Below are 15031 nucleotides of genomic sequence, written 5' to 3'. Positions count from 1 at the left end.
CATATCGACGGAAAGGGGTAAAGTGATGGATACCCTGCTGTGGTACGTTGCAATCTCCTGGGACTATGTGGCCCAGATGCTCCCCTGCATGGTTTTGGCTGCCCTTGTATTTTTTCTTGTGCGGCCCTGGCGGAAAAAACGCTTAGCCCGGCAGGGCATGGCCAGTGGGGGACTCCGCGAGGCTACACTGCTGTTCTTTGTGATGTTCTGTGCCGGATTGGCCGCCCTAACTGTTTTCCCGGCCAATTTCTGGACGCTGTACCACTGGCAGGAGGCCTTTCAAGGGCGGGAACCATTCTTCCCGCTGACACCCCTGGCCCAGTCCATTCCCAACATTCAGTGGACACCGACTTTTCTTCGCAATCTGCTGGGTGGCAGCTGGAGCGCCTATATGGTGGTGGCAAACACCATGATCTTTTTGCCGATGGGCTTTTTCCCAGCCCTGCTGTGGCGGGGAAGGCACTGGCTTCACGGCCTGCTGGCCGGGTTCTGCGCCTCCTTTGCCATTGAATTTCTGCAGCTGTTTGTGGGGCGTGCCACAGACTTGGACGACCTTATTCTGAACACTTTTGGGGCCCTGATGGGTGGACTTTTGTTCCAGCTTCTGCGCCGCCTGGCCCCCCGATTTACCCAACACTTCCAAGTGGAGGTTCAACATGGACGAGAGACAGGAGATCGAGGCCCTGCGCCGGGAGCTGGAGCAGGCCAACTATGAGTACTACGTGCTGGACAACCCCAGCATGTCCGACTACGACTTCGACCACAAGCTCCGCCGTCTGGAGGAGCTGGAGGCCAAATACCCGGAGCTGGTCACCCCCGATTCCCCAACCCAGCGGGTGGGGGGCAAGGTGGCGGACGGCTTCCAGGAGGTACACCACCGGGTGCCCCTGGAGAGCCTCCAGGACGTGTTCTCCGTGGAGGAGCTGGAGGAGTTCGACCAGCGGGTGCGGGAGGCCCTGCCCGACGGCGTGGAGTACGACGTGGAGCCCAAGGTGGACGGCCTGTCCGTGGCCCTGGAGTATGAAAACGGCCTCTTCGTCCGGGGAGCCACCCGGGGCGACGGCCAGGTGGGGGAGGACGTGACGGAGAATCTCAAGACCATCCCCTCCATTCCTCTGCGCCTGCCGGAGGCCCTGCCCTCCCTGATTGTCCGGGGCGAGGTGTTCATGCCCAAAAAGAGCTTTGAGCGGCTCAACGAGGAGCGGGAGCTGAGAGGGGAGAGCCTCTTCGCCAACCCCCGCAACGCGGCGGCGGGCTCCTTGCGGCAGCTGGATCCCAAGATCGCCGCTTCCCGGGGGCTGGATATCCGGGTGTTCAACATCCAGTGGGCGGAGGGCCGCACCTTCACCACCCACTCGGAAACCCTGGAATACCTGCAGCAGCAGCGTTTTAAGGTTATTCCCCATGACACCTGCCAGACCATCGCCCAGGCGGCGGAGCGCATCAGGGCCATGGGGGAAGGCAGAGAGGCTTACCCCTTTGATATCGACGGCGCCGTTGTAAAGGTAAACAACCTTGCAGAGCGTGAAATCCTGGGCTCCACCGCCAAATTCCCCCGGTGGGCGGCGGCTTACAAGTATCCGCCGGAGCAGAAGCCCTCCCGGGTGGTGGACATCGTGGTGCAGGTGGGGCGCACCGGCGTGCTCACCCCCAAGGCGGTGGTGGAGCCGGTTCGCCTGGCGGGCACCACCGTCACCAATGCCACCCTCCACAACCAGGACTTCATCACCGAGAAGGACATCCGCATCGGAGATACCGTTCTGGTGCAGAAGGCGGGGGAGATCATCCCTGAGATTGTGGAGGTGCTGAAGGACAGGCGGCCGGAGGGAACGGAGCCCTACCACCTGCCCGACCACTGCCCGGTGTGCGGGGCTCCGGTGGTGCGGGACGAGGACGGCGCCCACATCCGCTGCACCGGCGCGGAGTGCCCCGCCCAGCGCCTGCGCCATCTGGTACACTTCGCCAGCCGGGACGCCATGGACATCGAGGGCCTGGGCCCCGCCGTGGTGGAGAGCCTGGTGGGGGCCGGCATGGTGCAGGGCCCCGGCGACCTCTACCATCTGGACGGGGAGGAGGTGGCCAAGCTGGAGCGCATGGGCAAAAAGAGCGCGGAGAACCTGCTTGCCGCCATCGAGAAGTCCAAGTCCAACGACCTGTCCCGGCTCCTGTTCGCCTTCGGCATCCGGCAGGTGGGGCAGAAGGCGGCCAAGGTGCTGGCGGCCCGCTTCGGCTCCCTGGATGCCCTGATGGCGGCCGGTGAGGAGGAGCTCACCGCCGTGCCCGACATCGGCGGCATCACGGCCCAGAGCCTGATCTCCTGGTTCCAGAGCCCCCAGAGCCGGCACCTGATCGAGACGCTGCGGGAGGCGGGGGTCAACCTGGAGAGCCATGAGGCCCCGGCGGGGGATAAGCTGGCGGGGAAGACCTTTGTGCTTACCGGCGCCCTGGAACGGTTCACCCGGGATCAGGCCGGGGCCATGATCGAGGCCCAGGGGGGCAAGGTATCCGGCTCAGTGTCCAAAAAGACCTCCTACGTGGTGGCGGGGGAGGCAGCCGGCTCCAAGCTGCGCAAGGCCCAGGAGTTGGGCATCCCCGTGCTCACGGAGGAGGAGTTCCTGGCCCTCTTTGAGGAGGCATAGGCATACAAAAGCGTCCCAGCCGTGGGCTGGGACGCTTTTCTGTTTCCCGGAATAGGATGGCGGGAGAAAGGGGAGAGGGCCGTGCTGGAACAGATGCCCTATGACCGCCAGGCCGCGGTGGACTACGCCCACCAATGGGCCTACAGCCGGAATCCGAACTACTACGACTATGAGGAGATCGGCGGTGACTGCACCAATTTCGCCTCCCAGTGTCTCTACGCCGGCACCGGCGTGATGAACTTCGACCCGGTGTACGGCTGGTTCTACCGGGACGCCAACGACAAGGCGCCAGCTTGGACGGGGGTGGAGTATTTCTTCAATTTTATCACCCGCTCAGAGTCCAGCCCCGGCCCGTTCGGTATTTCCGCGGAGCTGGAACAGCTGGAGCCGGGGGATTTTGCCCAGCTCCGCTTCAACAAGGACGTGTTCGGCCATACGCCGGTGGTGGTGTCCATCGGCAGCCCGGCCACCCTGGAGAACACCCTGATTGCCGCCCACTCCTACGACGCCGACTGGCGGCCCCTCAGCACCTATGAGTTCCAGGAGATCCGCTTCCTCCATATTCTGGGCGCCTATCAGGAGACCGGCGGGGAAGAGGCTCCGCCGCCCCGTCCGGAGCGGCCTCCGCTCTGGAACTGGCTCCGCCCGCCGTTCTGGTTTGGCCGGCAGAGGGAATAGCCGGCAGTATGTCCTCAATTCTCGTCCGCCGAAGCGGGCTTGGGCTTTTTCCGGGCCTTGACCCGGCCCAGCGGGTTGGCCCTGGCCGCCGAGCGCAGATTCTCGTTGTCCACGTGGGTGTAGATCTGGGTGGTGTTCAGGTTTTCATGGCCCAGCACCTCCTGGAGGGTGCGCACGTCCACGCCGTTCTGGAGCATGAGGGTGGCCGCCGTGTGCCGCAGCTTGTGGCTGGAGTAGAGGGAGGCATCCAGCCCCGCCTTTTTCAGCCGCTGCTTGACCATATAGTGGATTCCGGCGGTGGTCACCCGGGTGTGGGAGCGGCTGAGAAACAGGGCGTTGGGATCGGCGGCGGCCTGGTGGCTGCGCTCCTCCAGCCAGTCGTCCAGGGCGTCCCGGCAGGCCTCGTTGAGGAAGATCATCCGCTCCTTATTGCCCTTGCCCAGCACCCGGAGCTGCTCCTCCCGGACGTCCTGTAAGTTTAACGAAACTAACTCCGAAATCCGCAGCCCGCAGTTGAGAAACAGGGTCAGAATACAGTAGTCCCGGGCCTGGTTGGGCTCGTCCACCGATTCCAGAAGCTGGATGCTCTCATCCAGGCTCAGATACCGGGGCAGGGATTTTTTCAGCCGGGGGGAATCCAGATTCTGCATGGGATTTTCCCCGAGTAATTTTGCCTTGCTGGTGAGATACTTATAGAACGAGCGGATCGCCGCAATTTTCCGGGCCCGGGCGGTGGCCTCCAGGCCGTAGCGGGTGGAGGGGCTGTTGGCGTGCTTGGCCCGGTCACGGCTCAGGTAGTTCATGTAGGAGTAGACGTCACTCAGCGTGACTGAGCTGACCAGCTCCAGATCCAGATCGTCAATGGGGATCTCGTCCAGCTCAGCCGTGCGCGGCGCCTTGCCCTTGACCATCTTGATGTAACGAAAGAAATTGCGCAGATCTAAGTAGTATTCGTCCACGGTTTTCTTGGAATGTCCCTGAATGGTCTCGTGGTAGACCAGAAAGTCCCGCAGCACCGGCGGGGCGGACAGCTTATAGTCGTTGTGGCGCAAAACCCTGCCTCCAACTCAACAAAATTTTTATTTTGTTGAGTTGGAGGTATACCCCCCTCTCGATTGGAGTTGGAACTGGTGAGCCTGATTGCCTGCACCAGCGCGTGTGTCTATCAACAGGACGGCGTTTGTACGCTGGAACGCGCCGCATCCAGCGGCGCGCCCAGCGCCGAGTCGCCCTGCGTGAATTTTGTACCCCGGCGCGCGCCGGCGGGGCCGAATCCTACAGGAGCGCCGCCAGAGCCTCCCGGATATTGCGAACCCGGATGAGCTGCAGCCCGTCGGGCGCGTCCAGCTTGCTTCCGGTGCGGGCCGGCACCAGGCACTTGGTAAAGCCCAGCCGACGCACCTCGCTGAGCCGCTGGCCCAGGGCGTTCACCGAGCGCAGTTCGCCGGTGAGGCCCACCTCGCCGATGGCGGCCAAATCGCCGGGCACGGGCTTGTCCCGGAAGCTGGACGCCAGGGCGATGATCATAGCCAGATCGGCGGCGGGCTCGTCCAGGAACAGGCCGCCGATGACGTTGATATAGGCGTCGCAGGAGCTGACCAGCAGCCCGCCCCGCTTCTCCAGCACGGCCAGCAGCAGATTGGCCCGGTTGAAGTCGAAGCCGTTGGAGGTGCGCCGGGGCACGTTGAAGCTGGTGGGCGCCAGCAGGGCCTGCACCTCCGCCAGCACGGGCCGCACCCCCTCCATCACGCAGGTGACGCAGGTACCCGGCGTGTCCTGGGGTCGGCCGGACAGCAGCATCTCCGAGGGATTGGGCACCTCACTGAGGCCGGAGTCCGCCATCTCGAACACGCCGATCTCGTTGGTGGCGCCGAAGCGGTTCTTGGCCGCCCGCAGGATGCGGTAGGAGTTCTGCTGCTCTCCCTCGAAGTAGAGCACGCAGTCCACCATGTGCTCCAGAACCTTGGGCCCGGCGATGGAGCCCTCCTTGTTGACATGGCCGATCACAAAGACGGTGATCCCCTGCCCTTTCGCCAGCTGCATCAGGGCCATGGTGCAGTCCTTCACCTGGCCGATGCTGCCCGGCGCGGTAGCCAGATCACCGTTGTAGAGGGTCTGGATGGAGTCCACGATCAGGATGTCGGGCTGGAGCTCATTCACCGCCTCCAGAACATCCTCCAGGCTGGTCTCCGCCAGCAGATACATCCCCTCGCCCCGGACGTGAAGCCGCTCGGCCCGCAGCTTGATCTGCCGCTCTGACTCCTCACCGGACACATAGAGCACCTTGGCGAACCGACACAGGTTGTCACAGATCTGGAGCATCAGGGTGGACTTGCCGATGCCCGGCGCGCCGCCCACCAGCACCAGGGAGCCCTTTACCGCTCCCCCGCCCAGCACCCGATCCAGCTCGCTCATGCCGGTGGCGAAGCGGAGCTCCTGGGTGGTCTCCACCTCCCCCATGGGCCGAGGACGTCCCCTGCCGGCCCGCAGGCCCCCGCCGGAGGCGGACGCCGCCGCGCTCTTTTTCTTCGACTCGGCCGGCCGCTCCACCAGGGTATTCCACGCCTTGCAGGCGGGGCACTGACCCGCCCACTTGGGCGTCTCATTGCCGCATTCTGTGCAGTAAAACAGGGTTTTTGCTTTCATCTGGGACGGTTCTCCCCTCTTTGGTATGGTCAAGCACCCGCCGGGCTCCCCTCCCCGGCCAGCCATTGGAGCCAGGAGGCGGTCAGAGCGGAGGCCAGCTTGCTCTGGTAGCCGTCGGACTGGAGCAGCACTTCTTCCTCCGGATTGGACAGGAAGCCGCACTCCACCAGAATTCCCGGACAGGTGATGTGGTTCATCAGATAGACGGTATCCGGAATGGGCTTGGCCTGACGGTTGTTGTCCGGATCCAGCGCAGCCCGCAGGGCCTCCTGGGTGAGCACGGCAAAGGACTGGCTCTCCTCCCCGCCGGCGTAGAACACCTGGGCGCCGCGGTACCGGCTGTCCGGATAGGTGTTCTGGTGGACGCTGAGCAGCACGGCGTTCTCCGTGTCCTCGATCCGGGCCGCCCGGTTGTGGAGATCCGACACCTTTTTCTCCCGCAGGGTATCGGCGTCCGCGTCGTGGAGGGAGACGTCCTCGCTGCGCAGCAGGAGCGGGGACTGGCCGTAGAACCCCAGAAGCTGATCCAGCTTGCACACGATGGACAGATTGATCCCGCTTTCAACCGTACCGGAGGGGGAAACCGCGCCGCCGTCTTCCCCGCCATGGCCCGCATCCAGAACCAGGGTTCTCCCCTCGCCGCGGGCCGGAGCAAAGACCGCCTCCGTCCCTCCGGGCCACAGCCAGAGGTAATAGGCCGTCCCCAGCATAAGCGCAGACAGGAGAAGCCAGCTGCCAATTCTTCTGAGTATCATCGCTACCGCCCCCTCTCCATCACGGTATGAGGGGGCGGTTCCTATTATAACACACGGGGCGGTGTTTGGGTACCACCTGCGGAGGGGCGGCCCTCGGAAAAAAATTTTTGCAGCCATGGGAGAGAAAAGGGCGGCATGTGCCGCCGATTTTTGCCCAAGCGCCTCCGAGTCCCGGTTTCGGGGCGGTTCGACCGGGTTCCCCCGCCCTGCCCGGGCATAGAATGGAGACGAAGGGGGCCTGGCGGGAACCGTTCCCCCTTCCCTCTTCAATCTGCCTAAGGAGGAACTGTACTTGTATCCCGAAAATAACGTACCCACCACGCCGGGTACGCCCGGCGGCTGCGGTGACGCCTGCGGCACCCTGCCTGAATGCGCGCCGCTGGCCGTCCCCTATGTGCCCTTTCAGCAGACCGGCTCCAAGCGCTACTCCCAGCAGGACGCGCTGAACAACGGCACCCTCTTCCCCGGACTGAACCTGCCCTTCCGGGTCAAACCCGAGGCGGTGAAGGTGCTGGGCGGCGCCCTGGCGGAACTCCAGGCCCTGGAGTTCGTGCTGGCCGAGCTGGGCCTGTATCTGGACACCCACCAGGGTGACGCGGAGGCGTTTGCACTCTATCAGCAGTACGCCGCCATGGAGAAGGAGGCCCGGGAGAAATACGAGGCCGCAAACGGCCCCGTCACCCAGATGTCTGCCGCCGACGCCAAGAGCTGGGCGGCCTGGCTCTGCGACCCCTGGCCCTGGAACTTCCAGGAAGGAGGCACGAAATAAATGTTTATCTATGAGAAAAAGCTGCAATATCCGGTCAAGATCGCCAACTGCAACCCCAAGCTGGCCTCCTTCATCATCAGCCAGTACGGCGGGCCGGACGGTGAGCTGGGCGCCTCCCTGCGCTACCTGAGCCAGCGCTACTCCATGCCCTATCCCGAGCTCAAGGGCCTGCTGACCGATATCGGTACATCGGGGTCATTCTGGGCCGTCTGATTCAGCCGCTCCAGTACGAAGCACCAGGTCTGGGGCAGCAGGTTCAGCCGCACCTCCACCCGCCGGTTCCGGTGCACCACCATGTGATCCAGTATGGTTTTGCAGAAGATCTCGCTGTCCCCCTCCCCGCTCACCAGGCCGGCCACCCGCCGCCGGATATCGTCCCGCAGGGCAGCCTTCGCGCAGGAGATCTCCGGCCTAACCCCGGCCCGCGACAGCCGTTCCCGGAGCTCCGCGGCCTCCTGGTCGTACCGGCCTGTCATCCGCCGCATTTCCTCCCTGGTGATGTCCCGGGAAAAGAAGGCGTCCAGAGCGGCCTCCCGCTTCCGGTTCAGCTGCTCCAGCCGCAGTTCCAGGGACTCCCGACGCTCTCCCCCGCTCTGCTCCCCTGCCCGGATGGCTTCCAGAGCGATGACCGTCACACTGTCGATAAGACCTCCGGCATCCAGCCGCAGGGTGCGGAGCGCCTGCCGCAGCATATCCATAGCCGCCTCATCCCGAAGCGCCCTCCCTACGTCACAGCCCACCCGGTTCCCCTGGGAATCCACGTGGACACCACCCTCATTGACAGCGGTGTAGCAGCTCCACCTCCTGCTGAGGCTTCCGTCCTTCCGCTTCTTCTGGCGGGACACAAAGCTGGCGCCGCATTCGCCGCACTTGATTTTGCCGCTGAACCTGTAGCGGTTGGAGTGTCCCGCCCCCAGCGCGCCATTCCGGTTTCGCTTTTTCAGCTCCTCCTGCACCACGTCCCAGAGCTCCCGGTCGATGATAGGCGGGTGGTGATCTCGGATGATCACCAGCTCCTCCTCTCCGTGGTTGGCCTTTTTGGCGTGTGTGAGATAGTCCGGAGTAATTGTTTTTTTCTGTATCAGATCCCCCACATACTTCTCATTTTTCAGAAGCTTCACGATACAGCTTCCGTTCCAACGGATGCCGCCCCGGTGGGTTCGGTAGCCCGCCTCCCGCAGCTCCCGGGCGATCACCGTGGTTCCCTTCTTCTCCACGCCGTACTTGTGAAAGATCAGGCGTACCAGCTCCGCGCCCTCTGGATTTACTGTCAGGCGTCCATCCTTTACATCATAGCCCAACAGGGAACGGCCGAACACCACCCCCTGCTCCATCCGCCTGGTCTGGCCCCACTTCACCCGGCTTGAGGTCTTGCGGCTCTCCTCCTGGGCGATGGAGCCCATAATGGACAGCCGAAGCTCGGCGTCCGGCTCCAGGGTACTGATGCCGTCGTTCATAAACAGTACGCCCACACCCAGGGCCTTCAGCTCCCGGGTGTAGGCAATGGTGTCCAGGATGTTCCGGGAGAAGCGGCTCACCTCCTTGGTGAGGATGAGCTCAAACTTTCCCATGCGGGCGTCGGCGATCATCTGATTGAACGCCGCCCGCTTTTTGGTGGAGGTGCCGGTGATCCCCTCGTCGGCGTAGACCTGGTACAGCTCCCACTCCGGCTGGCGGTCGATGTATGCCCGGAAGTACCGCTGCTGGCTCTCAAAGGAGTTGGCCTGGTCGTCCTTGTCGGTGGACACACGGCAGTAGGATGCCACTTTGATCATGGAGTGCCCCCTCCCCCCTCCGCGCCGCCTCTGCGGCGCCGCTGGTGTAAAATTTCTTCTGCGTGTCGAAGCTGTGCATCGCTCAGGATGCCGTCGTCCTTCAGAGCCAGCAGGACGGCCCGCTGTATGTGGAACCAGAACTCCGGTTCGGTGTCTTCTGTGACGGTTCGCATGCCCCTGACCTGTTCCAGCCTGGCCTGCTCCGTCATCCTGACCGCCCCCTTTGTACCAAGGGTATGCTGCGGACAGGGCCGGCTTTCCTGTCATGTATGGGCATCTCCATCTGAGATTCGAACTGCTCAGGGCCAGTTTGTGGTGGTCGCCAGGACTTCTTCGGAGACGGCAGAGGGGACTAAGCAGTGAAAAACTGCAGAGAAAAGCATTTTTTCAACGCCTTGCACAAGTGTGTATAATATAAACAAAAATATGCCAATTATATTATACTTTTTTACCATATTGACGAGAGTGAAATTGCAGACTATTATAAAGTTGCAAGTTCCATATTCTGATAATCAGGAGGAGCCCTCCCATGCAGTAAGAAGTGTGCTGTCACAGACAACAGAGAGGAACAAAAAACAAATTCAATGAAGGAGGCCTCAACCATGACACTGAGGGCGAAGCGCCTTGCCAGGCTCTGCTCCCTTCTCCTCGCACTGAGTATGCTGTTCTCCCTGAGCACCGTTACCTCTGCCGTGGGCGCGGAGGATACATCTCCGACGCTGTCGGTTTCTGATTCCACACTCACCCTGGTGGATCAAGATCAGGAATTTACCGCAACGCTGACCGTGGATGCCTCCGTCCTGAATGGCGTCGAGGTATCGGAGTGGATTGCCGGTTTGACCTGGTATCTCACCCGGGACGAGGGCTTCCAGGATCCTGATATCTACCCCTATTATTACCCCGGCGACCGGCTGAACAACTGGCAGGTGTGGAACAACGGTGCCGGCGGCGAGGCTCTGTTTACCCTGGGACAGCTCAGCGCTGTCCAGGAGGGGAATACCGTCACTGTGACACAGCCCTTCACCGCCGCATCCTTCACCGGCATCAACGATGAGTCCTCCCGCAACCGCAATGCCTGGCCCAGCTTTATCGGGCCCTACACCCTGTCGGTGCGGGACGGCGACACAGTGATCGCTGAGACGGACATGATTGTCAACGCCTATGACAGCTATACCCGCTATGACGACGTGGACGAGGCCATTCAGGAGATTATCGACGATGCCCTGCCCGGCCGGTACATCACCGTCACCACCTTCGGCCAGAGCGAAGGCGGCCGGGATCAGTACTATGTGACCCTCTCCGACAGCAAGGAGTCTGTGGACGCCTTCCAGGAGATGAACGCCATCGCCGAGACCGACCCCGCCTCCCTCCAGGCCGAGCTGGAGGCCGGCACCATGGGCGAGTACCGGGTGCCCTTCTTCCTGAACAACGTGCACCCCGACGAGGATCCCGGCGTGGACGCCCAGCTCAACGTGCTGCGGGCCCTGGCCACCCAGGAGACCATCACCTACAACACCCTCACCGGCTTCCTGGACGAGAGCGTGGACATCTCCACCATGTTTGCCCCCGACGTGATTGATCTGGGCATCACCGGACTGGGCTCCCAGAAGTTCACCGCCGACGCGGAGGGCAACATTCAGGACAACACCGGCGTCAACGATGCCAGCGAACTCTACGACATCAGCGGGGACATCGAGCTGAATGTGGACGAGATCCTGGACAACCTCATCTTCGTCATCTGCCCCAACGAGAACCCCGACGGCCGCACCTACAACACCCGCCGCAACGACAACGGCTTCGACCTGAACCGCGACGCCTCCAACCAGACCCAGAACGAGACCACCAACCTGGTTCAGGTGATCAACGACTGGAACCCGGTGGTCTTCGCCGAGCTCCACGGCTACATGACCTCGTTCCTGGTGGAGCCCTGCACCCCGCCCCATGAGCCCAACTTGGAGTACGACCTGCTGGTGAAGAACTTCGCCCTGGGCGCCGAGGCCTTCGGCACCGCGGCCCTGGGCACCATGTCCGCCACCCGCGAGGAGCACCCCGACACCCTCTACTGGTCCTACTACACGCCTCTGCGGGATGACTACGACCCCTCCACCATGCACTGGTCCGCCTGGGACGACCTGTGCACCAACTACGGCCCCAGCTACGCCATGCTGAACTGCGGCTCCCTGGGCTACACCGTTGAGACCCCCTACAACAACCAGGCCTCCACCGACCTGTTCGAGTACGGCATCTACGGCCTGATTGACTACGTCATCGAGAACAAGGACGACATCTACCACAACCAGCTGGAGTTCTTCCGCCGCGGCATCGAGAACGAGGACCACCGCGACGACATGGAGAAGTGGTATGTGGACGTCAACAACAACAAGCTGGACTCCGATACCTGGCGCGTCCCCTACGCGGGCAACGACAACTACTTCCCCGAGTACTACGTGATCCCCGTGGACTCCGCCTCTCAGCGCGACATCGCCGACGCCTATGAGATGGGCGAGTTCCTGCTGCACAACGGCGTGAAGCTGTCCGTCCTGGACGAGGACACCGCCGTGGGCGGCGTCACCTACGCCGCCGGCTCCCTGGTGGTGGATATGCACCAGGCCAAGCGCAACTACGCCAATGCCGTGCTGTGGGAGGGCGCCGACGCCTCCGCCTCCGGTTTCCCCGACCTGTACTCCGAGTCGGTGTCCAACTTCCCCGCCATGCGCGGCTTTGACTGCATCGCCGTCACCACCGAGGGCGCCTTTGACGGCGTGCTCACCGAGGTGACCAGCATCGCCGGCGCCTCCGAGCTCACCGGCACCAGCGGCGACATCGTCATCCTCTCCAACAACGGCAACGAGGCCGTCCGGGCCGTCAACGCCCTGCTGGATGCCGGCCGCACCGTGGGCATGGTCACCGACGGCGACTACAAGGGCGACTTCGTCCTCTCCCTGGAGAGCTATCAGTCCGTGGCGGGCGACTATGCCCTCTCCGCCGCCCGGGTGAGCGAGATGCCCGCCGCCAGCGCCATTGAGAAGCCCACCATCTTCCTGGCCGGCCGCTATGACGAGTTCTCCGGCGCCGTCATCACCGAGGGCTACTTCGCCCAGTTCTTCAGCCAGGGCTACGGCTATGAGAACTACCGCAACGTCTACAACAACGGCACCTCCAACTACGACGTGGAGTCCTATGTGGAGCAGCTGGGCTTCACCGTCACCGATGATCCCGCCCAGGCCGACATCATCGTGGGCAACGTGGCCCTGAACCAGGGTGAGAAGGGCGAGGCCGCCGTGGCCGCCGTCAAGGCGGGCACCCCCTACATCGCCACCGGCTCTGATCCGCTGGCCTACATCACCGAGAACCTGGTCACCGATCTGGAGTACACCACCCTGGGCATGGAGGCCCTGCATACCGTCTCCTATCCCACCGACAGCCTGACCACCGCCAGCTACGCCGCCGATGAGGACTTCGTCATGTATACCTACAGCTGCGGCGTGCTCACCTCCGTCCCCGCCGACGCCACGGTGCTGATTCAGGCCATTGACGAGGACAGCTTCATCGCCGGCTGCTGCCTCAACGAGGACGGCACCCCCATTGACGGCTTCGTGGAGGCCATCGCCCTGGAGCGGAACGGCATGGATCTCACCATCTTTGCCAACTCCGTCAACAACCGGGCCCACCAGCAGGACGACTACCGCTATGTGACCAATACCATCTATGCCAAGATGCTCTCCGACCAGCCCCTGGATCTGGATGCCGTCTCTGTCAGCTTTACCGACGTCCCTGACAGCCACTGGGCTTCTGACGGCATCGCCTATGCGGTGGACAACGGCCTGATGACCGGCACCTCCACCACCACCTTCTCCCCCGCTGCATCCACCACCCGCGGCATGCTGATGACCGTGCTGGCCCGCCAGGCCGGCGTGGATACCAGCACCGGCAGCACCTGGTATGAGGCCGGGATGAACTGGGCTGTGGATGAGGGCATCTCCGACGGCTCCAACCCCAACGGCTCCATCACCCGGCAGGAGCTGGCCGTCATGCTCTACCGCAGCGCCGGCGCACAGCCCGGCACCGCGGATCTGAGCGGCTATGCCGACGGTGACTCCGTGGCCTCCTGGGCCGCCGACGCCGTGCGCTGGGCCGTGGATGAGGGCATCCTCTCCGGCAAGAGCGGCAACCGGCTGGATCCCGCCGGAACCGCCTCCCGGGCCGAGGTGGCCGTCATGCTCCAGCGCGCCTTTACCTGAGTTCTGGAACCAGCTTCCACTTTCCCCTTTCCACCCCCGCACAAGGAACCCGGCTGCGCATAATGCGCAGCCGGGTTCCTCTGATGTTACAGGATTTGTCTGACGGCTGCTCCAAATCCGGCGGAGAGCGCCTCAGCAATTAGATAGTGCGACCGAAAATTTTGTTCGTTTTTATAAAAATTTTTCTGCCTTCAACAGATTGCCATATTTTGTTCCGGCTTCCCTGATAAAATCCAATAAAGGAAGATTTTTTGCGCATTTTGATGCCGTGCAAAGCGGAGTTTCGGGATTTTTTGCGTTGCATGGAGCGCGTGAGTTTGTTATAATATTCACAATGTGCCGCCGGGAGCGCGCATCCTCTGCGGCCTGGGTCTTTCAGAGGCTCCGGCCCGGAGATTCCGCGCCCGACCGCACCCCCCACACTGAACTGGAGGAATGTACCATGCCCATGAAACGACTCCCCGCAATCGCCCTGTCCCTGGCGCTGAGCCTCGGGCTTTTGGCCGGCTGCGGCACCACCGCCGTGGTGGCCGTCCCGGCTCCCACGCCCTCGGCTGCCCCCACCGAGGCACCGGCGGCCCAGCCCTCCTCCCCTGTTGATGCCTCTTCCGGCGAGGCCGTAAAGACCGGCCTGTCCCTCATCACCTCGGTGGGCAGCAGTACCAGCGCCACCGCCGAGGGCGACGGCCTGGCCCAGGCCGACATCACCCTGGTGGCCGTCACCGTGGGCGAGGACGGCGTGATTGACGACTGCGTGATCGACGCCATTCAGTCCAAGGTGAACTTTGACGCCGCCGGCCAGCTCATCACCGATCTCTCCACCCCGGTGGCCTCCAAGAACGAGCGCGGAGACGACTACGGCATGCGGAAAGCCAGCTCCATCGGAAAAGAGTGGAATGAGCAGGCCCAGGCCATCGCCGACTATGTGGTGGGCAAGACCATCGACCAGGTGACCGGCATCGCCGTCACCGAGGACGGCAAGGCCGGCGACGCCGACCTGGCCGCCTCCGTCACCATGTCCATCGGCGGCTATCTGGAGGGGATCCAGCAGGCCGTAGCCAACGCCCAGCATCTGGGCGCCAGCAAGGGAGACACGCTGGTGCTCACCTCCACCACCAGTCTGTCCGACAGCAAAAACGCCACCGCCGAGGAGGACGGCCTGGCCCAGGCCTACGCCACCGTGGGCGCCATTACCATGAATGGGGACACCATCACCAGCATGGTCATTGACGCGGTGCAAGCCAGCGTGAACTTTGACACCGCCGGCCAGATCACCACCGATCTCACCGCCGCCCAGACCTCCAAGAACCAGCTGGGAGACGACTACGGTATGCGGAAAGCCAGCTCCATCGGCAAGGAGTGGTATGAGCAGGCAGCCGGCTTTGCCGCCTATGTCACCGGCAAGACCCCGGCGGAGGTCAGCGGCATCGCCGTCACCGAGGACGGCAAGACCGCCGACGCGGATCTGGCCGCCTCCGTCACCATCTCCATCGGGGCCTTCCAGACCCTGGTGGACAAGGCGGCGTAA

The 15031-nt window shown here is 63.1% G+C and carries 11 protein-coding genes and 1 pseudogene; 7 read left to right on the top strand and 5 right to left on the bottom strand.

What is annotated here, in order from left to right; all coding sequences use genetic code 11:
• The first annotated feature begins 25 nt into the window (after positions 1-25).
• The 3 genes from B5E42_RS13675 to B5E42_RS13665 all read left to right on the top strand — a co-directional run bounded on the left by B5E42_RS13675 (position 26) and on the right by B5E42_RS13665 (position 3317).
• Positions 26-715: a VanZ family protein gene (locus B5E42_RS13675; protein WP_087240593.1), complete on the top strand. Its 690-nt coding sequence runs from the start codon at positions 26-28 to the stop codon at positions 713-715.
• Positions 657-2639, top strand: a complete 1983-nt coding sequence (ligA, locus tag B5E42_RS13670; protein WP_087240591.1) for an NAD-dependent DNA ligase LigA — start codon at positions 657-659, stop codon at positions 2637-2639. Before B5E42_RS13675 ends, ligA begins: the two co-directional genes overlap by 59 nt.
• Before the next feature lie 81 nt (positions 2640-2720).
• Positions 2721-3317 (top strand): amidase domain-containing protein, encoded by a 597-nt coding sequence (locus B5E42_RS13665; RefSeq protein WP_087240746.1) that lies wholly within the window; start codon positions 2721-2723, stop codon positions 3315-3317.
• 14 nt (positions 3318-3331) lie between these two features.
• Here B5E42_RS13665 and B5E42_RS13660 read toward each other — a convergent pair whose 3' ends face one another.
• The 3 genes from B5E42_RS13660 to B5E42_RS13650 form a co-directional block, all read right to left on the bottom strand.
• Positions 3332-4369 carry a tyrosine recombinase XerC gene (locus B5E42_RS13660; RefSeq protein ID WP_087240589.1) on the bottom strand — a complete coding sequence of 346 codons (1038 nt, stop codon included), beginning with the start codon at positions 4367-4369 and terminating at the stop codon, positions 3332-3334.
• A gap of 223 nt (positions 4370-4592) precedes the next feature.
• Positions 4593-5963, bottom strand: a complete 1371-nt coding sequence (gene radA / locus B5E42_RS13655) for a DNA repair protein RadA (RefSeq protein ID WP_087240587.1) — start codon at positions 5961-5963, stop codon at positions 4593-4595.
• 29 nt (positions 5964-5992) lie between these two features.
• Positions 5993-6718: an N-acetylmuramoyl-L-alanine amidase gene (locus B5E42_RS13650; protein ID WP_087240585.1), complete on the bottom strand. Its 726-nt coding sequence runs from the start codon at positions 6716-6718 to the stop codon at positions 5993-5995.
• Between the two features lie 292 nt (positions 6719-7010).
• Here B5E42_RS13650 and B5E42_RS13645 point away from each other — a divergent pair, with 292 nt between their 5' ends.
• Positions 7011-7487: a spore coat protein CotJB gene (locus B5E42_RS13645; protein WP_087240583.1), complete on the top strand. Its 477-nt coding sequence runs from the start codon at positions 7011-7013 to the stop codon at positions 7485-7487.
• Positions 7488-7676: pseudogene (locus B5E42_RS13640) on the top strand (manganese catalase family protein); the annotation flags it as partial.
• Here B5E42_RS13640 and B5E42_RS19235 read toward each other — a convergent pair.
• Together B5E42_RS19235 and B5E42_RS13630 are read right to left on the bottom strand one after the other, a co-directional pair.
• Positions 7637-9262 carry a recombinase family protein gene (locus B5E42_RS19235; protein WP_162613993.1) on the bottom strand — a complete coding sequence of 542 codons (1626 nt, stop codon included), beginning with the start codon at positions 9260-9262 and terminating at the stop codon, positions 7637-7639. The pseudogene B5E42_RS13640 and the gene B5E42_RS19235 sit on opposite strands and share 40 nt — an antisense overlap.
• Complete coding sequence (locus tag B5E42_RS13630; RefSeq protein WP_087240581.1) at positions 9259-9471, bottom strand: hypothetical protein; 213 nt, start codon at positions 9469-9471, stop codon at positions 9259-9261. The genes B5E42_RS19235 and B5E42_RS13630 overlap by 4 nt, the downstream gene beginning before the upstream one ends.
• Positions 9472-9864: 393 nt before the next feature.
• On the opposite strand from B5E42_RS13630, the gene B5E42_RS13625 reads away from it, so the two are divergent.
• Positions 9865-13503 (top strand): S-layer homology domain-containing protein, encoded by a 3639-nt coding sequence (locus B5E42_RS13625; RefSeq protein WP_242967145.1) that lies wholly within the window; start codon positions 9865-9867, stop codon positions 13501-13503.
• Positions 13504-13945: 442 nt separating this feature from the next.
• Complete coding sequence (locus B5E42_RS13620; RefSeq protein WP_242967144.1) at positions 13946-15031, top strand: hypothetical protein; 1086 nt, start codon at positions 13946-13948, stop codon at positions 15029-15031.

The sequence above is a fragment of the Flavonifractor sp. An10 genome, assembly GCF_002161215.1.
GTDB lineage: Bacteria > Bacillota > Clostridia > Oscillospirales > Oscillospiraceae > Flavonifractor > Flavonifractor avistercoris.
The sequence above is the reverse complement of the archived record's forward strand: the minus strand, read 5'-3'. Positions and strand labels throughout refer to the sequence as shown.